Origin of the sequence: Nonomuraea sp. NPDC052129 (assembly GCF_040680095.1) — a bacterium.
Classification (GTDB): domain Bacteria; phylum Actinomycetota; class Actinomycetes; order Streptosporangiales; family Streptosporangiaceae; genus Nonomuraea.
This window is the reverse complement of sequence record NZ_JBFAVX010000032.1, coordinates 126,059-147,720: the sequence shown is the minus strand read 5'-3', so window position 1 is coordinate 147,720 and position 21,662 is coordinate 126,059. Positions and strand designations below refer to the sequence as shown.

At 69.7% G+C, this 21,662-nt stretch carries 15 protein-coding genes; 9 read left to right on the top strand and 6 right to left on the bottom strand.

Annotated features, from left to right (window positions below; translation table 11 throughout):
* The 4 genes from AB0L53_RS45730 to AB0L53_RS45715 form a co-directional block, all read left to right on the top strand.
* A partial coding sequence (locus AB0L53_RS45730; protein WP_364008889.1) for an HNH endonuclease occupies positions 1-738 on the top strand: 738 nt, incomplete at its 5' end.
* A gap of 87 nt (positions 739-825) precedes the next feature.
* Entirely contained in the window at positions 826-3,123 is a 2,298-nt protein-coding gene (locus tag AB0L53_RS45725; RefSeq protein ID WP_364008886.1) for a hypothetical protein, read from the top strand.
* 198 nt (positions 3,124-3,321) lie between these two features.
* On the top strand, positions 3,322-3,567 hold the full coding sequence (locus AB0L53_RS45720) for an SDR family NAD(P)-dependent oxidoreductase (protein WP_364008897.1): 246 nt from the start codon (positions 3,322-3,324) through the stop codon (positions 3,565-3,567).
* 105 nt (positions 3,568-3,672) lie between these two features.
* Complete coding sequence (locus AB0L53_RS45715) at positions 3,673-5,892, top strand: NADP-dependent isocitrate dehydrogenase (RefSeq protein ID WP_364008883.1); 2,220 nt, start codon at positions 3,673-3,675, stop codon at positions 5,890-5,892.
* 299 nt (positions 5,893-6,191) lie between these two features.
* Here the strand turns inward: AB0L53_RS45715 and AB0L53_RS45710 are convergent, their stop codons facing one another.
* On the bottom strand, positions 6,192-6,707 hold the full coding sequence (locus tag AB0L53_RS45710) for a pyridoxamine 5'-phosphate oxidase family protein (RefSeq protein ID WP_364008880.1): 516 nt from the start codon (positions 6,705-6,707) through the stop codon (positions 6,192-6,194).
* A gap of 7 nt (positions 6,708-6,714) precedes the next feature.
* Positions 6,715-8,169, bottom strand: coding sequence for an MFS transporter (locus AB0L53_RS45705; RefSeq protein WP_364008877.1), 1,455 nt, complete (start codon positions 8,167-8,169; stop codon positions 6,715-6,717).
* A gap of 100 nt (positions 8,170-8,269) precedes the next feature.
* Here AB0L53_RS45705 and AB0L53_RS45700 point away from each other — a divergent pair, with 100 nt between their 5' ends.
* A complete protein-coding gene (locus AB0L53_RS45700; RefSeq protein ID WP_364008874.1) occupies positions 8,270-8,764 on the top strand; it encodes a helix-turn-helix domain-containing protein in 495 nt (164 codons plus the stop codon).
* Between the two features lie 313 nt (positions 8,765-9,077).
* Here AB0L53_RS45700 and AB0L53_RS45695 read toward each other — a convergent pair whose 3' ends face one another.
* Positions 9,078-9,323: a hypothetical protein gene (locus tag AB0L53_RS45695; RefSeq protein WP_364008871.1), complete on the bottom strand. Its 246-nt coding sequence runs from the start codon at positions 9,321-9,323 to the stop codon at positions 9,078-9,080.
* A 174-nt stretch (positions 9,324-9,497) separates the two neighbouring features.
* Between AB0L53_RS45695 and AB0L53_RS45690 the strand changes: the two genes are divergently transcribed.
* From AB0L53_RS45690 to AB0L53_RS45675, 4 genes are all read left to right on the top strand, one after another.
* The gene (locus AB0L53_RS45690) at positions 9,498-10,766 is read left to right on the top strand and encodes a TetR family transcriptional regulator (protein ID WP_364008868.1); all 1,269 of its coding nucleotides are present in this window, start codon (positions 9,498-9,500) and stop codon (positions 10,764-10,766) included.
* A gap of 162 nt (positions 10,767-10,928) precedes the next feature.
* Complete coding sequence (locus AB0L53_RS45685) at positions 10,929-12,749, top strand: NAD(P)/FAD-dependent oxidoreductase (RefSeq protein WP_364008865.1); 1,821 nt, start codon at positions 10,929-10,931, stop codon at positions 12,747-12,749.
* Complete coding sequence (locus AB0L53_RS45680) at positions 12,746-14,329, top strand: SMP-30/gluconolactonase/LRE family protein (RefSeq protein ID WP_364008862.1); 1,584 nt, start codon at positions 12,746-12,748, stop codon at positions 14,327-14,329. The genes AB0L53_RS45685 and AB0L53_RS45680 overlap by 4 nt, the downstream gene beginning before the upstream one ends.
* Complete coding sequence (locus tag AB0L53_RS45675) at positions 14,326-15,801, top strand: MDR family MFS transporter (RefSeq protein WP_364008859.1); 1,476 nt, start codon at positions 14,326-14,328, stop codon at positions 15,799-15,801. Before AB0L53_RS45680 ends, AB0L53_RS45675 begins: the two co-directional genes overlap by 4 nt.
* A 49-nt stretch (positions 15,802-15,850) precedes the next feature.
* Here the strand turns inward: AB0L53_RS45675 and AB0L53_RS45670 are convergent, their stop codons facing one another.
* The 3 genes from AB0L53_RS45670 to AB0L53_RS45660 form a co-directional block, all read right to left on the bottom strand.
* On the bottom strand, positions 15,851-19,414 hold the full coding sequence (locus AB0L53_RS45670) for a WD40 repeat domain-containing serine/threonine-protein kinase (protein ID WP_364008857.1): 3,564 nt from the start codon (positions 19,412-19,414) through the stop codon (positions 15,851-15,853).
* Between the two features lie 59 nt (positions 19,415-19,473).
* Positions 19,474-19,998: a GNAT family N-acetyltransferase gene (locus AB0L53_RS45665; RefSeq protein ID WP_364008854.1), complete on the bottom strand. Its 525-nt coding sequence runs from the start codon at positions 19,996-19,998 to the stop codon at positions 19,474-19,476.
* A 79-nt stretch (positions 19,999-20,077) separates the two neighbouring features.
* Positions 20,078-21,655 (bottom strand): ricin-type beta-trefoil lectin domain protein, encoded by a 1,578-nt coding sequence (locus tag AB0L53_RS45660; protein WP_364008851.1) that lies wholly within the window; start codon positions 21,653-21,655, stop codon positions 20,078-20,080.
* Between the last annotated feature and the right edge of the window lie 7 nt (positions 21,656-21,662).

The following is a 21,662-nucleotide window of genomic DNA, read 5'->3' as shown; positions in this document are numbered from 1 at the left end:
CTGCTGGAGAAATGGGGCCGGACCTGCGCCTACTGCGGCAAGGCGGGTACGCCGTTGCAGGTCGAGCACATCCACCCCAAAGCGCGCGGCGGCTCTGACCGGATCTCCAACCTGACGTTGGCGTGCCGGCCGTGCAACCAGGCGAAGAACACCACGCCCGTCGAAGAGTTCCTGCGCAGCAAGCCCGCACTGCTGGCGCGCGTCCTCCAGCAGGCCAAGGCCCCGCTCCGGGACGCCGCGGCGGTCAACGCCACCCGCTGGGCGCTGTGGCGGGCGCTGACCGCGACCACTCTGCCCGTGACCACCGGTTCGGGCGGGCGCACCAAATGGAACCGCTCCCGCACGAACGCGCCAAAGTCCCACACCCTGGACGCCCTGCACGTCGGCGAACTCGCGCAGGTGACCGGATGGCCGAGCCGCGTCCTGGTGATCAAAGCCACCGGCCGCGGCCTCTACTGCCGAACCCGCACCGACCGGTACGGGTTCCCCCGCCTACGACTTCCCCGCATCAAGCACGTCCACGGGTTCGCCACCGGCGACCTCGTTCGCGCCACCCTCCACACAGGCAAGAACACCGGAGTCCACACCGGACGCGTCGCCGTCCGCGCCACAGGTTTCTTCAACGTCACTACTGCGACCGGCACCCGCCAAGGCATCAACCACAAGCACATCCGCCTGCTCCAAAGAGCCGACGGCTACGGCTACACCACGAGTCAGGAGACCACCATTGAACGGTGAACCTCAGGGCACGCTCAGGCCCTCGAGGGCCTTCTCATTCCCGTTTCCTCCCCGGCGTGAACACCGGGGAATCCACGGGAGGCTCTGATGAATTCCCCCACCATTACGCCCGGTGTTGTTCCCGCGGCCGGGCAGCTGCCGCCAGCGGCACCGCAGCTGGTCGCTGCCGCTGTCGAGGGCCTGACATCCCGGCTGCGCAAGAAGCTGGACGCGGCGATCGAGCAGTACGCCGCCTTGCCCGTCGCCGTTGACGACGAGGGCATCCGGATCACCTGTGGTGAGGACGCGGTGGTCACGCTCACGCCGGGGCCGTCCGGTGCGATCGTCGACGACGGCCAGGCGCGGTGCAGCTGCCTCCTGGCACCGCGCTGCGTGCATCGCGCGGCCGTACTGAGTGCTTGCCCAGTGGCGGACCCGGAGCCCATAGAGGCGGACACCTCCGACGGCTCCCTCGCGGGTGCCGACCCGCTCGGGACCGACATGGTCGCGGGGTCCGCGCCGGATGGGATGCCCACAGACTCGGTCGCAGAGCCCGCGCACGCGGCGATTGCCGGGTCAACTGCCACGCAGGTAAGTACCGTAGCGCCAGGCACTGCCCAGGCCGCAGGCCCGAACACCACTCAGGCCACAGGTCCGAACACCGCTCAGGGCACTTTGGGACCAGGTGCCGCGCAGGGGGATGCGGGATCAGGCGCCGCGCAAGTGCCGGTTGCCGCGCAGGTGGCGGCCGCGTCGAGTCTGTGGGCCGCCGCCGCGGCCATCCTGTCGGCCGGAGTTCCGGCGGCCGGTGCGGTGCCGCAGGCTGAGCTGCTCAGGGCCGCGCACTCGGCCAGGCTGGCCGGGTTGCCCAAGGCCGAGGCCGCCGCTCTGCGGGTCGTACGCGGGCTGCGGGCGGCCCGGGCCCGACACGAGGGCCACCGCCTCGCCGACCTGGTGTCCGCGCTGCGTGAGCTCCTGCTCATCGCGGGCCGGCTGGCGGGGGCCGACCCCGACCCCGCGCTGGTCGGCAGCGTGCGCCGGAGCTATCAGCCGGGTGGGAGCCTGCGGGTGTACGGCGTCTTCCGGGAGCCGGTGATCAGTGCCACCGGCTATGGCGGGGTGGTCACCCACCTCGTCACGGAGGATGGCCGATGGTTCTCGGTGGCGGACGTCAAACCGGGCGGTTCGGCTCGCGCCCGTGGGGCCGCCACCGCGCCCGTCTCGATCGGCCCCGCCATGTTGAACCACGCCCAGTTGGTACGGGCGGGACTGCTGATCACCGGAGCCACGATCTCGCCGGACGGGCGTCTGGGGGCGGGCGGTGGCGTGCGGGCTACCCCGGTGAAGGGGATGCCGTGGACGGAGGGGCCGATGGCGGCCCTGTTCGCCCGCCCGCTGGCGGAGGCTGTCGCCCCCCGGCTCTCCGGGCACGCCTGGAGCGAGTCGGACACGGAGGACAAGGCTCGCGAACCAGTCGGATGCGACCTGGTGATCGTCGGTGCGGCGGGCGACCACGTACTCGCCCGCGAACTACTACCGGCGAGTGACCACCTGGGCTCCCGCGAATTGCTACCCGAAAGCGACGACCCGGACGTCCCAAGACCCGAAAGCGACGACCCGGACGTCCCAAGACCCGAAAGCGACGACCCGGACGTCCCAAGACCCGAAAGCGGCCACGCGGACGTCCCAAGACCCGAAAGCGACCACCTGGGCGCCTCCGGAGTGATACCCGACGGCGTACCATCGGCCGATCCCCCGAGCCCGGTACGCGCGCACGGCCCGCTGATCCGGCTCGTCCCGGCCACCAGCCACCCCGACCTGGCCCATGTCGCCAACCTCCAGCGGCTCGCGTCCCGCCCCGGTCTGCTGGTGCGGGTGGTGGGCAGGGTGGATCCCGACCGGGCGGCCACCCTGCGCCCGCTCGCGGTGGGCCCGGTGCCGGGCGCCGAGGCGACGCTCCGCCTCCCGGCCGAATGGCACGACCGGGCCGATCTTGGGTACGACCGCCTGCAGGGCTCCCACCTCCCACCGCAGGACGCGTGCCTGCCGGGGCAGCCGGGGCAGCCGGGCGCCGGGACAGAGGTGGATCCGGTGGCGAGCGCACCGCTCTGGCGGGTTCGACGGCTGGTCGAGCTGGGCGTCTCCGGCGGGCGACGCGCGGTGGCCGAATCGGCGCGTAACGGTGACTCCCACGCCTCGCTGCACCGGGCCGGGTTCCGTTCCGCCGCCGACCTGGTGACCAAGCTGACCGCCGAGGCCGACCGCAGGTCGCGCGACGTGTTCGGCCGGTTGGCGGACTCCGGCCCCGACCGGTACGCCTGGGCGTGGCTGGCCGCGGCCACCCACCTTGTCGCCACGGAACGGGCCATGATCCAATCCTCCTGGCAGACAGATCACCCCAGGTGATCGGGTGCGTCACATTTTCGATCATGAGTCGCCGATCTGCTACGCCGCGCCGACGTGTGGAACACAACCTCGGGTTCGTCGATCTGATCGGCTCTTGCGCAGCGGCGGCGTCTCAGCGCAGGGTGAGGGTCATGTCCGGTTCCAGGCGGCCCCCCGCCAGCAGCACCAGGCCAGGACGCTAGGGTAGGGGCGGCAGGCATCGCTGAGGACAACGCCGCCGCCCTGATCATGGGCTCGAGGGGGGCCGGTTACCGGTCCTCCTACGAAGAGGCGTTCGCCGTCAACGTGCGTGCGCCGTACTTCCCCGCGGCGGCTCGGGCCCCCACCAAGCCCGCCGAGGGTAAAGGCAGCATCATCAGCTCGCTTGCCACCAAGATCGCCATGCCGGGAATGTCGACATACGGAGCAACCAAGTCCGCGCTGGAAGGACCCACCAGGCGCTGAGCTGCGGGTGCGGCCTGTGCCCGTAGGCAGTGATCAGCCCCCTGCCTACGCCCGATAGATATGTAGTTGATGAAATGTTCGCAAATGTGGGAGTAGAGCAATCCGGTGACTGATCCGACCATCATTTACACGCACACTGACGAGGCCCCAGCCCTGGCGACGTATTCCTTCCTGCCAGTGGTCCGGGCGTACGCCTCGCAGGCGGGTGTCGCTGTGGAGTCCCGTGACATCTCGCTGGCCGGGCGCATCCTCGCGGTCTTCCCCGAATACCTCAACGAAGACCAGCGGATCAACGACGACCTCGCGGAGCTGGGCGAGCTGGCCAAGACCCCCTTGGCCAACATCGTCAAGCTGCCCAACATCTCCGCCTCCGTCCCGCAGCTGAAGGCGGCCGTCGCCGAGCTGCAGGCCAAGGGCTACGCGCTGCCGGACTACCCGGACGAGCCGAAGACCGACGATGAGCGGGAGATCCGCGCCCGTTACGACAAGGTCAAGGGCTCCGCTGTGAACCCCGTGCTGCGCGAGGGCAACTCCGACCGCCGCGCTCTCGCCTCGGTCAAGAACTACGCCAAGACCCACCCCCACCGGATGGGCGCTTGGACCGCCGAGTCCAAGACCAACGTGGCGACCATGGGCGTGGACGACTTCCGCTCTACCGAGAAGTCCGCTGTGATCTCCGAGGCCGGTTCGCTGCGCATCGAGCTGAAGGGGGACGACGGCTCCACCATCGTGCTGCGCGCGTCCGTGCCGGTCCTCGAGGGCGAGGTGGTCGACGCCTCGGTGATGCGCGTCGCCGCCCTGCGCGAGTTCCTCACCGCGCAGGTCGCCCGTGCCAAGGAGGAGGGCGTCCTGTTCTCCGTGCACCTGAAGACCACGATGATGAAGGTCTCCGACCCGATCATCTTCGGTCACGTGGTGCGCGCCTTCTTCCCGAAGACGTTCGCGAAGTACGGCGGGACGTTCGCCACGGCCGGTCTGACCCCGAACGACGGTCTGGGCGGCATCTACAAGGGCCTGGAGAACCTGCCCGAGGGCGCCGAGATCAAGGCATCCTTCGACGCCGAGCTCGCCGAGGGCCCGAAACTCGCCATGGTCGACTCCGACAAGGGCATCACCAACCTGCATGTGCCGTCCGATGTCATCGTCGACGCCTCCATGCCGGCCATGATCCGCACCTCCGGCCACATGTGGGGCCCGGACGGCCAGGAGCACGACACGCTCGCGGTCCTCCCGGACTCCAGCTACTCCGGCATCTACCAGGCCGTGATCGACGACTGCCGCGCCAACGGCGCCTATGACCCGTCCACGATGGGCTCTGTCCCGAATGTCGGCCTGATGGCACAGAAGGCCGAGGAGTACGGCAGCCACGACAAGACCTTCGAGATTCCCACCACGGGTACCGTCCGCCTCGTCGACCAGGCCGGCAACGTCGTGATCGAGCAGACGGTCTCCGCCGGGGACGTCTTCCGCGCCTGCCAGACCAAGGACGCCCCGATCAAGGATTGGGTGCAGCTCGCCGTCACTCGCGCCCGCGCCACCGGCGACCCGGCCGTGTTCTGGCTGGACGAGGACCGCGCCCACGACGCCGTGCTCATCGAGAAGGTCAAGCGGTATCTGACGGAGCACGACACCGAAGGCCTGGACATCCGCATCCTGTCCCCGGTCGAGGCGACCAAGCTGTCCGTGGAGCGCATCCGCCGCGGCGAGAACACCATCTCCGTCACCGGCAACGTCCTGCGCGACTACCTGACGGACTTGTTCCCGATTCTGGAGCTGGGCACCAGCGCCAAGATGCTGTCGAGCGTCCCGCTGATGGCGGGCGGCGGCCTGTTCGAGACGGGCGCCGGGGGCTCCGCCCCGAAGCACGTCCAGCAGCTGGTCAAGGAGAACTACCTGCGCTGGGACTCGCTCGGCGAGTTCTTCGCGCTGGTGCCGGCTTTCGAGCAGTACGCGAAGACGACCGGTAACCAGCGTGCCCAGGTCCTCGCCGACGCCCTCGACCGCGCCACGGCGACCTTCCTCAACGAGGACAAGTCCCCGACCCGTCGCGTCGGCGGTACCGACAACCGCGGCAGCCACTTCTACCTGTCCCTGTACTGGGCACAGGAGCTGGCCGGCCAGACCGCCGACGCCGACCTCGCCAAGGCGTTCGCCCCGCTCGCCGAGACGCTCGCCGCCAACGAGCAGAAGATCGCTGACGAGCTGATCTCCGTCCAGGGCAAGCCGGCCGACATCGGCGGCTACTACCAGCCCGATCCGGCGAAGGCCGCTGCGGTCATGCGCCCGTCGGAGACCTTCAACCAGGCACTATCGACCCTCGCCTGACCCACCGTCCGCGGTCCCGCAGATGGTCTCTGGCCGAAACTCGGGTGATCCGGGCGGCACTGCGGTCCGGTAGAGCCTGGTCGGCCAGAGATCCTTCTCAAGGCGGGTTCCTGGGTAGACGAAAGGAGAAGGGCCCGCCGCTCAGCTCCCCATACGATCGGATACGTGGCCGACCGCGAACCTCGGTGATCGGACCCTCCAGTTGGCGGCCGGCCGATCGCGTCATGCCCAGAGCGCTGGGCATGGTCGTCCCCTCGGCGACGTTGCTCTCGGCCGCGGGCCGTCCGGCCGCTCCGGATCTACGGCGGTGGTTCAACGAGGTGATGGGGCGCTTTCGCGGTCGCAGCCAGCCAGATCTTGCCCTGCAGGTCGGTGCCGCGGATGACCTGGACGCGCCACGGGGTCAGCCGCAGGACGTGCAGTTGAGGGTCGGCGGGGCTTGTCCAGAAGTTGCCCAGCTCGTACCCGGCGCCGGGCGGGCTGCCCTTGCGGTAGAGGTTCCAGGCCCGGCGGGTGAGCGTCAGGTCGTCGACCCACTCGGCCACGGTGTCGAGGCTCACAGCGTTCTGCCGGGGAGTCCAGTACGAGAACGTGGTGTGCGGGTTGCCGGCCAGGTGCGCCGCCTTTACCGGGGTCCGGTAGGTGGCCAGCCAGCCGATCGGGCGGCCGTCGACGACCTCCCAGATCGGTATCAGGACGCGCGCCCGGGGGCGTCCTTTGGCGTCCACGGTGGTCATGGTGGCGTACACGATGTCGCCGATGTAGGCGGCGAACTGATCCTCGATCTCGCTGAACGAGGTCACCTTGATGGTCATGAGGTCCTCACACCGAGGTCGGGGCGGACACAGGGGTGTTCTGCGGCGCTTCGGGACCGGCGGTGCGGCGGGAGATCCCGAAGGCGGTGACCAGGGCACCGGCGACTGCGGCCGCGACCGGGACGACGAGGGCGAACCGGAGGGAGTCGAGCATCGCTTCGGGTGTGGTGGCGTCACCGAGCGCCGCCACGCTCACCGCGGTCACCGCCGACAGCCCGAGCGCGGTGCCGAACTGGAAGGAGGTGTAGAGCAGGCCGCTGGCCAGGCCGTGCTCGTGCTCCTCGATCCCGTCGGTGGCGGCCATGGTCAGCGGGCCGTACGCCAGGGAGAAGGCCAGGCCGAGCAGGAGCATGGTCGGCAGCATGGCGGCGTAGGTCCAGTCCATCCCGATCGGCAGGAAGAGCGCGTACCCCAGGGCGGCGACCACCAGGCCCCCGAACAGCACGCGGGCGTTGCCGAACCGGTTCACCAGCCGCGGGGTGAGCGTCGGCGCGAGGATCGTGTCCATGCCGATCACCAGCATGGCCAGACCGGTCTGCAGACTGCTCCAGCCGCGTACCTCCTGCAGGTAGAGGGTGGCCGCGAACTGAAATCCGGCGAAAGAGGCGAGGAACAGCAGCGCTCCCAGGTTGGCCCGGACGAGCGCGCGGGAGCGCAGGATGCCCAGCCGTACCAGGGGGTTGGCCGTCCGCCGTTCGATCAGCACGAAGATCGCCAGCAGGGCGAGGCCCGCGCCGAACACGCCGAGCGTGCCCACCAGGCCGTTGCCGGGGTGCTCCAGGCGGACCACGCCGTACACCAGCAGCAGCATCGCGCCGGTGATGCTGAACGCGCCGGCCAGGTCGAAGCCGCCCGACGGGCGTTCGTGCACCGCGCTCTCCTTGAGCAGGATCACCGCCGCGACGAGGATCACCGCCGCCATGAGCACCGGCGCGAAGAACACCCATCGCCATCCGATCGAGGTCAGCAGCCCGCCGGCGACCAGGCCGAGCGAGAAGCCGCCCGCGGCCGTGCCGGCGTAGACCCCGAGCGCCTTGATACGTTGCGGCCCTTCGGGGAAGTTGCCGGTGATCAGCGAAAGCCCGGCGGGCGCCATGAATGCGGCCGCGACCCCGGTCACGAAGCGGGCGACCAGCAACATCCACCCTTCGGTCGCGAAGCCTCCCAGGCCAGAGAAGACCAGGAAGACCGTCAGCCAGAGCAGGAACATCCGCCGGCGGCCCAGCAGGTCGGCCGCCCTGCCGCCCAGCAGCATGAATCCCCCGTATCCGAGCACGTAGGCGCTGACGACTCCGCTGAGCATGCCGGTGGACAGGCCGAGATCGGTCCGGATCGACGGCAGTGCCACGTTCAGCATCGCCACGTCGATCCCTTCCAGGAAGACGGCTCCGGCGAGCACGAAGAGCACTCCCCAGGCGCGGGCGTTCATGCGGTTGTTCGATGCGGGCATCGATATGGACATGGTCCACTCCTCTCGAAAAGCACAGGACCGGCCATGGTTCCTCAACCGCTTGCCGGTTCCTTCTTGTAACCGGCCAAATCGTCGTGCATCATGCGATGTCATGGAAGACGGCACTCTCAAGTCCCTCGGTTACTGCGGGGATACCGACGGCGATTACGACGTCCTTCAGTGGGACACGCGGGAGGACTGCGAGGTCCGGCAGATTCTCGACCGCGTGGCGGACAAGTGGTCGCTGCTGGTCATCGCCCTGCTCGACCGGCGCAGCCTGCGCTTCACCGAGCTACGCCGCATGATCGACGGGGTCAGCCAGCGCATGCTCACGCGGACGCTGCGGCATCTGGAGCGCGACGGGCTGGTCAGCAGGACCGTGCACCCGACCGTCCCGCCACGTGTCGACTACGAGCTCACCTCGCTGGGCGTGACCCTGCACTCCACCATCCGCGCGCTGGTCACCTGGACGGAGACGCACCAGAACGAGATCGCCGCCGCCCGCACCGCCTACGATGCCCGCGTGCGGGCCGAGGAGCAGGCCGCCGAAGCGGCAGCCGCCGAACGGGCCGAGATCGCCCACAACGCCCTGGCAGGCATCCACTGACGCGACGGTTCGGCACCCGCCCAGACGCCGGCCGTGCCGTGGCTCGGTCGCCGCACAGAGCTCGAGCGGGTCTCTGCCCCGGTGGGCCCGCTCGATCGAATCGCTGGGAGGACGACCACTCACCGGCCCGCCTGATCAGCCGGTCGCGATAGCCGACAGCGGGTCGGTACGGGCGGCGCGGCGGGCCGGCCACGCGGCGGCCGGCACACCCATGACGATCATGCCGCGAACGCCTGCCCGACCACCCCGTACGGCACCGCGAAGCCGAGGAGCTCCTGCCCGAGCATGGCGTGCTGCATCACCGCCCCGGCCGTCACCCCCACCACGATGCCGAGCAGCGCGCCGCCGGGGTCGGCGCCGCTGCGTAGATCGTGGTGATCTCGCCGTCCATCCGCGCGGGAGCGAGTGCGGCGTCGAAGTAGACGCTGGCCGAGAACTCGCTCGCCTCGCACAGCCCGCCCGCCACGACGTCCCCGGAGGTCTTCGCGTCGATCACCAGCGTAACCCGGTCGCCGAGGCCCAGTCCGAGCATGGCGGCCTGGTTGCGCGCGACGAGCACGCCACGGCGCAGGTCGGCCGGTGCCAGCCGCGCCTCGCCCCTGGCGGCCGCAGGCGGAGCCCAGGGACCGGTAGAGCGGCTCGCCCACGGAGGAGGCGCGCAGGTCGATACTCCAGGGAGTTGCTTGCACTTAGTGCAGATGCACCTGACACGCCGAGGTCCTACTGTCTAGGAGTGACCTCCACGTCGCCGGGCGCCCGGACCACAGGCGGCGCGGACAAGATCGAACGCTGGCGCCGACTGCGTCAGGCCGCCCTGACGTTGTTCGAGCAGCGCGGATTCGCCGCCGTGTCGATTGACGACATAGCGGCGGCGGCCGGCTTGTCCCGGCGCACCTTCTTCAACCACTTCGACACCAAGGCGGGCGCCCTGTTCGACCCGGCCCCCGGCGAAGCGGCCCAGCTCGCGGATCTGCTCGTACGGGAGATCGACACAGACCCGTGGGTTGCCCTGACCAGGGCTCTCAAGGCATTCCTGACCGCGGAGTTCCGGACGGTGTCCGCGCGGCGGCGCATCCTGGCCGGCCAGCCCGAGCTGAACCGCTTCCTCCTGGGGGTCAACGCTCATCTCGAGGAGTCCATCCTCGACTGGCTCGGCAGCCGCGGCATCACCGGCCTGAGTGCCAGGACGATGAGCAGCATGGCGCTCGCCTGCGTCCGGGAAAGCGTCATGGCGTGGGACTCCGAGGGCGGCCCGGCACGGCTGTTCGAGATCCTCGACCAGATGTTCGCGCTGGCCGCTGCCGGTACAGCGGCCATCTGCGCGGCGCCGGCGGCACGCACGGACACCGCCATCGGCAAAACCACACCGAAGACGGGTCAGACCCGGAGCCGGATCCTGCTGGCCGCCGAACGTCTGTTCGCCGAGCACGGGGTGTTCGCGGTCTCCAACCGCCAGATCAGCGAGGCCGCGGGGCAGAGCAACAACGCTGCGGTCGGCTACCACTTCGGCACCAAGGCCGACCTGCTGCGCGCGATCGTCGAGCACCACGCCACGCTGATGGAGCGGATCCGCGAACGATTGCTGCGGACCAGGGGTGACAGTACGGATCTGCGCGACTGGGTCGCCTGCGTCGTGCTGCCGTTCACCGAGCATCTCAGCAGCCTGGAAACCCCGACCTGGTATGCCAGGCTCGCCGCTCAGATCATGACCGAACCGCAGCTACGCGAGCTGGCGGCTGCGGGACTGCACGACGCGCCCAACTTCTACACGGTCGTCGGCGGTCTGCACCGCTGTCTTCCGGCGCTTTCCCCCGAGCTGCGCCGCCGGCGTGACGACATGGCACGCACGCTGCTCGTGCACATCTGCGCCCATCGCGAGCGCACGCTGCCGCCTGACGTGGAGGCGGCCAGGGAGGCATGGTCGGCCACGGCCGCCGAGCTGATCGATGCCATCGAAGGGCTGTACCTCGCCCCGCGATCGAGCGTTAAGGCAGTCGTTTGACTTAATTTTCCGCATTCGGTTAGCTTCTCTCCGACGGGGCGATCATTCGCCGCTGCAAACGTGTATGCCGCCTCGTCCGATCGGCTCCGCGCCGGACGATGTCCCGTGCCATCTCCCCGGGCGCGGCAATGACTCAGCGGCTCCCACATCGGAAGGGCATGCATGGACCACTCTTCGCCGCCTGCGCGTTTCACAGTCGCGGAACTGGGCTTTGACCCGGAGGCGCTGCGCGCCAGGTACCGCCACGAACGCGATCGCCGGCTGCGGCCCGACGGCAACGCCCAGTACCAGGGCGCCCGCGGCAAGTTCGGCTACTACGCCGCCGACCCGTACACCGCACGCGCCGAGCGGGAACCGGTCCGCGACCGAGTCGAGGCGCTGGTGGTGGGTGGCGGCTTCGGCGGGCTGCTCACCGGGGCCAAGCTCCGTGAGGCCGGCGTGGACGACATCCGGATGCTCGACGAGGCCGGCGACTTCGGCGGCACTTGGTATTGGAACCGCTACCCGGGCATCCACTGCGACATCGAATCATCGATCTACCTGCCGCTGCTCGAGAAGGCCGGCTACCTGCCCACCATGCGATACGCACCCGGCGAGGAGATCCGCCGGCACGCCGTCGCGCTCGCCGAACTCTACGACCTGTATCGCGACACGTTGTTCCACACCCGCGTCACGCAGCTGCGCTGGGACGACGCCGCGGCCGAATGGCAGGTGCGCACCGACCGTGGCGACGACTTCCGGGCCCGCTATGTCGTGATGTCCGCCGGCACCTTGGTCCAGCCGAAGCTGCCCGGCATCCCCGGCATCGAGACGTTCCGCGGGCACACCTTCCACACCAGTCGCTGGGATTACGGCTACACCGGCGGCGACCAGAACGGCGGCCTGCACAAGCTCGCCGTCAAGCGCGTCGCGGTGGTGGGCACCGGCGCCACCGGGATCCAAGTCATCCCGCACCTGGGGCGCGACTCGCAGCACCTGTACGTTTTCCAGCGCACCCCCTCGTCGGTCGACGTGCGCGACAACCGCCCCACCGACCCGGCCTGGGCCGCTTCGCTCAAACCCGGCTGGCAGCAGGAACGGATGAGGAACTTCCTCACCGTCGTCACCGGTGGGCTCGCCGAACAGGACCTGATCGATGACGGCTGGACCAGCACCGCAGGGCTGCAACGTCACCTGATGGCCGGCACCGTCGACACCGACCTGTCACCCGAGCGGCGCGAATACCTCGACGAGATCGCCGACTTCCAGAAGATGAACCAGATCCGCGCCCGCGTCGACGAGATCGTCGGCGACCCGGCCACCGCGGAACTGCTCAAGCCCTGGTACCGCTACATGTGCAAGCGGCCCACCTTCAGCGACCACTACCTGCAGACGTTCAACCGCCCCAATGTCACTCTGGTCGACACCGCCGACCACGGCGGCATCACCGGGATGACGGAGTCGGCGGTCGTGGTCGGCGAGCAGGAGTACGAGGTCGACTGCGTCATCTTCGCCACCGGCTTCGAGGTCGGCGTCTCCGGCATCGTCTCCGGCTCCCTGCCGGTGTACGGCCGGGGCGGCGCGGCCTTGCTCGACACCTGGCGGCGGCAGGGCCCTCGCACGCTGCACGGCTTCTACAGTCACGGCTTCCCGAACTTGTTCCACCTGGGCTCACTGCAGAACTCCGCCGCGGTCAACTTCGTGCACATCCTGCAGGAGCAGGCCACCCACATCGGCGCCGTGGTCGCCGAGGCCCGCCGGCGTGGCATCGCGTCGGTCGAGCCGACCAGAGAGGCCGAGGACGCATGGGTCACCACCATCCGGGAGCTGGCACCGGACAACAGGGAGTTCCAGGCCGAATGCACGCCGGGCTACTACAACAATGAAGGCAAACCACGCTCGGTCAGCCAGACGTACGGGCCCGGCCCAGTCGCCTTCCACGACCTGCTGCGCCGCTGGCGCACCGAGGGCGGCATGGACGAGGTACTGGCGGGCGACCGATGAACCGCCGCAAAGTGGAGCGGCTGATCCAGGCGCGCCCGCTGTGGGGATCCAACGGCATGGCCTTCGGACCCGACGGACGCCTGTACGTGGCCCAGTTCCTCGCCGGGCAGATCAGCGCCGTCGACCTGGCCACCGGCGACGTCGAGGTGGTCGTGCCATCGGATGGGCCACTGCAGGCCCCCGACGACCTCGCCTTCGACACCGACGGCGCGATGTACGTGACCGATCTGGTCCCGGGCCGGGTGTGGCGACGTGACCCGGCCGGAGACTTCGTGCTGGTCACCGACGAGATCACCGCACCCAACGGCATCGCCTGCGTCGGCACCCGAGTGTTCGCCAACGAGATGATCCCGGGTGGACGCCTGCTGGAGCTGTCCCCGGCAGGCGGCGAACCCACGGTGCTCACGGCCGGCCTGGCCATGGGCAACGCCATGCAACTCGGCCCGGACGGGCAGCTCTACTACCCCCACATGCTCACCGGTGAGGTGTTCCGCATCCCGCTCGACGGTGGCGAGCCGGAACTGGTGGCCGCGGATGTCCCGGATCCGGTCGCGGTGCGCTTCGATCGCGGTGGCGCCCTGCTGGTCCTCTCCCGTGGCGCGAGCGGGATCGTCACGCGCGTCGACCTGGCCGGCACAGGTGACCGGTCCGCCATCGTCAGCGAACTCAACGCCCTGGACAACGCCGCCTTCGACGCCGACAACCGGATGTTCGTCTCCAGCTACGCCCACGGCGGCGTCGCCGAGCTCATGGCGGACGGACGTACCCGCCAGATCGTGCCCCGCGGACTCGGGGGCCCCTTCGGGGTGACCATCGATCTCGGTGGCGGCATCCACGTGGCCGACCACTACCGCCTCACCCAGCCCGCCGACCAACAGGGCGAAGCCGACCAATCTGGCGAAGACGTCACCACCACTCAGCTGCTGAACTTCGTGCACGGCGTCGCCGCCGACGGTGACCTGCTCCACACCACCTCCCAGTACGGGCACGTACGCACCTACGACCGGCGCTCCGGCACGGTGCGCACCAGGGCCAGCGGCCTGAACCGTCCGCTGGGCATCGCCGTGCGCACCAACGGCACCCTGGTGGTCGCCGAATCCGGCGCCGGCCGCGTCGTCGCGATCGACCACGACGACCAGGTCAGTGTGCTGGTCGAGGGCCTCGGCCGCCCGGTCGACGTGGCCGTCGACGCCGACCAGCGCTGCTACATCAGCGACGAGCGGCTCGCCGCGGTGTACCACGTCGAGGACGGCCTACCCCGGCTGCTCGCCGACGGGCTCGGCACCCCGCAAGGCATCACCGTCAACGACGGCACCGTGTACGTCGTCGAGACCACCCACCGCCGGCTGCTCGCCATCGACCTGGCCACCGGCGACGTCGAGATCGAAGCCGACTCTCTTCCGGTCGCGTCCGCGGCCGGCCTGACCCGCCCCGAACCCGACCTGTTCATCCCGCCCGGCCTGCCCGGAATGCCGCGACCGTTCGCCGGAATCGCGGCCGCGGCGGACGGCTCCCTGATCATCGCCGCGAACGGCGACGGCAGCGTTCTGCGTGTGAACCCCGAAGAGAGCGCACCATGAGCTCCAGCCCCGACAGGACCCACCGGCAGATCCTCGAAGCGCTCAGCGGACTGCTCCTCGCCCTGTTCGTCTCGACACTGGCCAGCACCGTGGTCTCCACCGCGCTGCCGCGCATGCTCGGTGCGCTGCGTGGTTCCCCCACCCAGTACACCTGGGTGGTGACCGCCACCCTGCTGGCCGCCACCGTCGCCACCCCGATCTTCGGTAAGCTCGCCGACCTGTTCTCCAAGCGGACACTGATCCAGATCGCCATCCTGATCTTCATCGCCGGCTCGATCGCCGCCGGCCTCTCCCAGAACGCTGGGCAACTGATCGCCGCCCGCGCCCTGCAGGGCGTCGGCGTCGGCGCGCTGCAGACCCTGGTCAACATCGCGATCGCCGCGCTGGTATCGCCCCGGGAACGTGGCCGCTACGCCGGATACCTGTCCAGTGTCACCTCGATCTCCACCATCGGCGGCCCGCTGCTGGGCGGCTTCATCGTCGACACCTCGTGGCTGGGCTGGCGCTGGTGCTTCTTCGTCGGCATTCCTGTCGCGATCGTCGCGCTGATCATCCTGCAGCTGACCCTGCGACTGCCGATCTACCGCCGCGACAACGTGAAGATCGACTACTGGGGCGCCACGCTCATCACCGCGGGCGTCAGCCTCCTGCTGATCTGGGTCTCCTTCGTCGACGACGCCTTCGCCTGGGCCTCCTGGCAGACCGCCGCCATGGTCGGTGGCTCGATACTGCTGCTCGGCGTCGCGCTCTGGGTCGAATCCCGGGTCTCCGAGCCCATCGTGCCGCTGCGTGTCATCCGGCAACGCGCCACCGCCCTCGCGATCGTCGGCAGCCTCGCCGCCGGCACCGCCATGTACGGCGCGACCGTCTTCCTCACCCAGTACTTCCAGATCAGCCGCGGCCACACCCCCACCGAGGCCGGCCTGCTCACCATCCCGATGATGGCCGGCATCCTGATCTCCTCGATCGTCGGCGGCCGGCTGGTCACCCGTACCGGAAAGCTCAAGCCGTTCCTCATCACCGGAACCATCGCTCTTACCGCCGGATTCGTGATCCTCGGCCTGCTCGACCAGCACACGCCGATGACGCTCATCGGGTTCGCGATGGTGCTCGTCGGTGCCGGCGTCGGCCTGACCCTGCAGAACTTCGTCCTCGTCGTGCAGAACGCCGTCGCGCTGACCGACATCGGCGCCGCCAGCGCTACTGTCGTGTTCTTCCGCTCCCTCGGCGGCACGGTCGGCGTCGCCGTGCTCGGCGCGGTCCTGGCCCGCCAGGTCGGCGCCGGCACGGCCGACGGCGTGCCACCGGCCACCGCCTACGGCGACGCCACCGGACACGTCTTCCTCATCTCGGCCGCCGTCGCCGTCGTCGGTGTGGTCGCCGCGCTGCTGCTCAAGCCGATCACCCTGCGTACGAACGCGGACGTGCGTAAGCCGCAGGCTATGGAAGCCGTGGTGAAAAGCCAGAAATGATCAATACCGTGGGCCGATCGGCGGCATGAGCGGGCTTGGAGCCTCCCGGCTAGCGAGGAACGGCTGTGCCATCGTTCCCCGCGCCCTTGGACGTCAGCAGCGGGCAGATGTCGCGATAGGGCGCACCTGTCAGATACTGGTCCCACTCTTGGGGGCTTAGCGTGCGACCCGCCCGCCCGCACACGAGCGCGGCGACGCGGTCCCCGGCGACCGGTATCTGGGCGATGGTCCCCGATTGGTTGCCCGAGACATACAGCATGCTGTCGTCGGCGCTGAACGCCAGCCGGTCGAAGATGCCGATGGTGAACGAGCCGAGCCGCTGCCGTGAGGCGACGTCCCAGATCTGGGCGGTGTACACGTCATTGAAGGTCTCACCGATGGACCTGCTGATCGCCGCCAGGAGTGTGCCGTCATGGCTGAACAGCACGGCTTGGACCTCGGCGTCGCTCGCCACGCGCAGGGCGGGCGGCAGTTCAGCGCCCTTCGCGCTGTCCCACAGCTCGATCGTGCCTGCGCCGAGGGCCAGGAGCGGCGCTGTGGGACTGACCGCGATGGTGTTGCCCGCCCGGTTGAACCCGGTGCCGACGGGCTTGCCGGTGTCCAGGTCGAGCACCCTGCCGGTGGTGCTCACCATGGCCGCGCCGTCGCGGGTCGAGGCGAGGACCCCCGTGGCGGTGTCGAGCTTGTGCCGGGTGAGCACGCGGCCGCTGTCGGCGGCGAGGACGATCAGCTCGTTCCCGGCGTCCCGCTGGCTCAACTCCGCGAGCGACAGCACCAGCTTGCCGCCATCGGGAGTGAACGCCGTCGAACTGACGAACCGCTCCTTGGGAACGGGGTAATGCCAGAGTCGCCTCCCCGTGGCCACGTCCCAGACGGAGACTCCCGAGCCCTCGCCGGTGGCGGTCAGCCTCTTGCCCGCCGGATCGAACAGCGCACCGGTGGTGCCCTCGCTGCCGGGCAACGGCACGCCCAGGCGGCGCATGTCCCAGACGCGTGTGGGCGCCTCGTCCTTCTCGGCGGCGATCAATCGGCCGTCCTGGCTGAACCCGCCGACCTCGTATCCGCTCGGCAGCCTGCTGCGAGAGACGCGGGAGCCGATGCCGAGGGTGATGATCGAGCTATCGAGCAGGTATCGGATGGTCTTGCCGTCAGGGTCCAGCCAGGCCTCGTCCGGCTCACCCTCCGCCATGTAGGTGTAGAGCTCATCGCCTTTCTCGGCGTCCCACAGGTGGATCGTCCTGCCCTCGACACCCAGCAGCCTCCTGCCGTCCCGGCTGATCCGCAGAGACGTGGCCGAGAAGTCGTCCGAGGCCGACTCCTGCCAGAACGGCCGATCCTCGTCGGGCAGCTTCCTGGCTGTGCGTAGATCCCAGGCCGCGATGTCGCCGTTCGCGCACAGCAGCCGCCGGCTGTCCGCCGTGAACGTCGCGGCGCTGCCGCACTTCTTCGGCATCCGGGTGTCCACGGTGAGGTCGGGCAGGTGGATCACCTTCAGCCCGCCCTGGTTGATGCCGATCCCCGCGATGTAGGCGCCAGAGGGCGCGATGGCCGGGCCGGAGTCTGCCTCCAGCTCCGGAGCGTAGGACCTGCCCGTCCGGGTGTCCCACAGGAACACCATCGTGTTCTCGCTCATCACCGCGGCCAGGCTCTCATGCGCGTCGAAGACGACGTTCACGCCGGAGGACCCCGCTGCCACGCGGTGCTCGTGCAACTTCTTGCCCGTCATGGTGTCCCAGGAGTACGCCGTGTCCCGGCTGACGATCACCAGTGTCCTGCCGCTCGGGCTGAGAGCGGCCGCCCCGGGCAGCGCGGCGAATCCGCTCGGCCACTTCCAGAAGGTCGTCTGCCGCCGCGAAGGGACGTCGTAGACCCGTACCCCGTCCTCGCCGGCGATGACCCGCGTGCGCCCGTCGGCCGCCGCCGCGGCCGCGGAGACCCCCTTGGCGCCCGGGTCGCGGAAGGCCATGCTCTCCGGCATCGTCAGCGAGGTCGTCAGACTCCGCCTGGTGTCGGGGCCTGAGGCCAATCGCCAGCCGGCCACGCTGAGCAGCATCGCCTTGGCCGGGTCGGTGGTGCGCAGCTTGTCGGCCTCGGTCGCGAGCTGCCGTCCTATGGCCTGATCGCGCTGCCGGGCGACCACGCGACTCTGCTCGGCGACCTGCCTGCCCTGCACCACCGCGACACTTCCCGCGGCCACCGCCACCGCCAGCAGTACGCCCAGCGCCACCGTGGTCAGCCGCCTGCGGCGGATGTTCTTCCTGGTCAGCTCCGTGCCCGCGGCAAGGAAATCGCGCTCCCTCGGGGTCAGCGTGACGTTCCTGCGCCCGGTGGCCGCCCAGGTCAGCGCGTGGTCCAGGCTGCTGCCCCGCAGCAGATCGCCGTCCTTGCGCCCGTTCTCGGCCCACTGGCGCGCCGCGTTACTGATCTGACCCAGTACGGCAAGGCCGTCACGGTCACCGTCCACCCACGTCCGCAGCCGCGGCCAGGCACGCAGCAGAGCGGGATGCGCCAGCGCGACCGCCTCGTCCTTCTGCGTCACCAGGTAGGAGAAGGCCCGCAGAATCCGCTCGATGGCCTGGACCTCCCGCTCCGAGCGGCCGGCGAACAGTTCGTCCTTCAGCACCCAGCGGACGCTCTCGTGCCCGTCGTCGGTGACGGACACCATACGGAGGAAGACCTCGGCGGCCAGCTCCCGCACCTCAGGCGCGAGCGCGCCGTAGGCGTCCTCGGCGATCGTGCCGAGCGCTGGATCGGCGGTGCCGGGCACGTGCACGCCGCCGGCCGCACGGCTGCCTGCGGTCAGCAGCCCGCGCATGTCCGAGTCGCCGCCGCTGACCAGCGCGAGCAGCAGGTCGCGTGCCGAGGGCCGGGCCGAAGGGTCCTTCTCCAGCGCGGCGGCCACCAGCGAGGTCAGTCGCGGCGGCAGCCCACTCAGGTCGGGCCGCGCCGACAGCACCCGGTGCATGACCCCGCCCAAGTTGTCCGCTCTGAACGGGTCCTCGCCCGTGGAGGCGAACACCATGATCGCACCCCAGGCGAAAACGTCGGCGGCCGCGCCCGCCCGCTGCCCGGTGAACACCTCAGGCGCCATGTAGGTGGGCGTACCGGACACCTCACCGGTCTTGGTCAGCGACATGTCCAAGGTCCGCGCGATGCCGAAGTCGATCACCCGTGGACCGTCGGGGCTGAGCAGCACGTTGTCCGGCTTGAGGTCTCGGTGTATCACGCCCGCGTCGTGCACCGTGGTCAATGCGGTGGCGATCGCGGTGGCCAGCCTGTGCAGGTCGTCCCCGGTGAACCTGCGCCCCTGGCCGACCGCCTGGCGCAGGCTCGGCCCCGGCACATACTCGCTGACGATGTACGGCTTGCTGCCCGACATGTCGGCGGCCAGCACCCTGGCCGTGCAGAACGAGGCCACCCGGCCGGCGGCAGTCGCCTCCTTGGCGAACCGGTCGCGGCCCTGGTCGCTGGCCGAGTGGAGCACTTTGAGCGCGACCCTGCGCCCGTCACGATCGTAGGCGTCGTACACCACACCTTGGCCTCCGGAGCCGAGCCGGCCCGCGAGCCAGTACTCCCCGATGTGCTCCGGATCTCCCGCGATCAGCGCTTCCACGGCGGGTTAGATGCCCGACCGGCCGGCAAAGTTCCCGCGTTGGATCGAAGGCCTCCTCCTCAAGAAGGGGACTGCTGCGGCGGCCGCAGGCGGAGCCGCATGGCGGGGTCGCGCGAAAGGGTGAAGCCCAGGGAGCGGTAGAGCGGTTCGCCCTCGGAGGAGGCGCGCAGGTCGATCGTCTGGATGCCACGGTCGCGATACCAGTCGAGCAGCGCGGCCATGCAGTTGCGCGAGTAGCCGCGTCGCCGGTGGGCCGGGTCGGTCACGACATTGAAGACGTATCCGACCTCGCCGCTGGGGTTGCCCGGCCCCGGGAGCCGGTGCTCGACGGTGCCGACAGCGCACGCGGCCAGCAGGCCCGCCCGGTCCGGCGACCCCGCCCGGTCCACCAGGTCCGGTCGGTCCACGACGAAGGCGACCAGCGTGGGATCCGGCTCGGCCAGTCGCTCGCGGAGCATCGCCTCCGCGGTCTCCTTCCAGCTGCCGTCGGCCGACCGGTGCCCTGCCAGCTGAGTCATCAACACTCCGCGCAAGCGGACCAGCTCCGCGGCGTCCGCCGCGGTCGCCCTGCGTGCCTGGTTCATCGGCCAGAGCCTAGCCGCGTGGACGTGGAACAGGCGATCTTCACCCGTTGACGGCCGGGTGGCACACGGGCGAGCCAGGTCAGGCGCGGGTCCAGCGTTGGTTGGGGCCGCCGTTGCACGTCCAGATGGTCAGCTTGGTGCCGTTGGCGGTGGCGTTGTTCGGCACGTCAAGGCATTTGTTCGCGCCGACCGCCGTGATGGTGCCGTCGGAGTTGAAGCGCCATTGCTGATTGTCCTGGCCGTTGCACTCCCAGATGATGACATTGGTGCCGTTGGCGGTTCCCCTGTTGTAAACGTCCAGGCATTTGCCGCCGTAGACCCGCAGCTCGCCGTTCGAGGTCGGCGTCCACTGCTGGCCGGCCTGGCCGCCGCAGTCCCAGATCTGCGTCTGCGCGCCGTTGGCCTGCGAGGCGTCGACGACGTCCAGGCACCGGCCCGAGCCGACCCCCTTGATCGCGCCCGCGGGCGGCGTGACGATGCCTCCTCCGGTCACGACGTACATGGCCGCCCCATGCCCGGGGACCGACGCGCTGATCGCCCCGGACGAGGAGGACGTCGTGTGCGCCCACAGGTCGCGTACCGAGTAGGAGGACGCGGTCCCGAGCCCCAAGGCGGAGGCGGTGGTGGAGACGGTCGAGGTCGAGGTGCCCCGGTTGAGCAGCACGACCGCGACCGAGCTGTTCGACATCGGTTTGCGCCAGACCTCCAGGTTCCCGTTGTCGCTGATCTTGTGGCCCTGCCTGCCGCCCCAGTCCTGGTTGACCGCGATGACCTCGGTGTTGGTGAGGATCGTGCGCGTATCGGCGCTCATCGTGCGGATGTCGTTTCCGGCGAGGAGCGGCGCGTTCAGCAGCGACCACAGGCTGAAGTGCGCGCGGCCCTCGGTCCCCGTCACCCCGCCGACGCCCACCTCCAGCATGTCGGGGTCGTTCCACCCGCCAGGACCCGAGTAGGCTTCGAGCCCGACCTGCTGGTCCAGGATGCCCATGATCGAGTTCCAGTTCGCCCCGATGTCACCGGTGTCGCGCCAGGAGTTGCCCACCGGCATCCCCCAGGTCCACACGCTCTCCTGCCCCCAGTTGCACAGGCTGTACACGATCGGACGGCCGGTGGCGGCCAGTGCGTCGCGCATGGCCGTGTACCGCTGCTGTCCGTTCATGCCCTTGTGGTCACCGCAGTTGTCGTACTTCAGGTAGTCGATCCCCCAGGACGCCCACAGGGCCGCGTCCCGCCGCTCGTTGCCCAGGCTGGCCGGGTACCCCGCACACGTCGTGGTTCCAGCCGAGGAGTAGATGCCGAGCTTGAGACCTTTTGAGTGGACGTAGTCGGCCAGGGCCTTGATGCCGTTGGGGAACTTTTGCGGATCCGGCACCAGGTCGCCGCTGGAATTGCGACTCTTGGTGGACCAGCAGTCGTCGATGTTGACGTAGGTGTAGCCCGCCGCCGCCATGCCGCTGGAGACCATGGTGTCGGCCGACTGGCGGATCAGGCCGTCGTTGACGTTGCAGCCGAAGCTGTTCCAGTCGTTCCAGCCCATCGGGGGTGTGCGGGCCAGACCGTTGTCCAGCGCGGCGGCGGGCGACGCCGCACCGCCGATCGCGACGATGGAGCCGGCCACGAGTGCCGCCGCCGTTGCCAGGCCAAGAATTCTGCGCATCTGATCC

Bases quoted from the DNA above. Each gene is read 5' to 3' on its own strand.
- AB0L53_RS45665 (WP_364008854.1), bottom strand. From the start codon at position 19,998: ATGAACCAGGCACGCAGGGCGACCGCGGCGGACGCCGCGGAGCTGGTC.
- AB0L53_RS45685 (WP_364008865.1), top strand. From the start codon at position 10,929: ATGGACCACTCTTCGCCGCCTGCGCGTTTCACAGTCGCGGAACTGGGC.
- AB0L53_RS45660 (WP_364008851.1), bottom strand. From the start codon at position 21,655: ATGCGCAGAATTCTTGGCCTGGCAACGGCGGCGGCACTCGTGGCCGGC.
- AB0L53_RS45675 (WP_364008859.1), top strand. From the start codon at position 14,326: ATGAGCTCCAGCCCCGACAGGACCCACCGGCAGATCCTCGAAGCGCTC.
- AB0L53_RS45680 (WP_364008862.1), top strand. From the start codon at position 12,746: ATGAACCGCCGCAAAGTGGAGCGGCTGATCCAGGCGCGCCCGCTGTGG.
- AB0L53_RS45705 (WP_364008877.1), bottom strand. From the start codon at position 8,169: ATGTCCATATCGATGCCCGCATCGAACAACCGCATGAACGCCCGCGCC.
- AB0L53_RS45725 (WP_364008886.1), top strand. From the start codon at position 826: ATGAATTCCCCCACCATTACGCCCGGTGTTGTTCCCGCGGCCGGGCAG.
- AB0L53_RS45710 (WP_364008880.1), bottom strand. From the start codon at position 6,707: ATGACCATCAAGGTGACCTCGTTCAGCGAGATCGAGGATCAGTTCGCC.
- AB0L53_RS45700 (WP_364008874.1), top strand. From the start codon at position 8,270: ATGGAAGACGGCACTCTCAAGTCCCTCGGTTACTGCGGGGATACCGAC.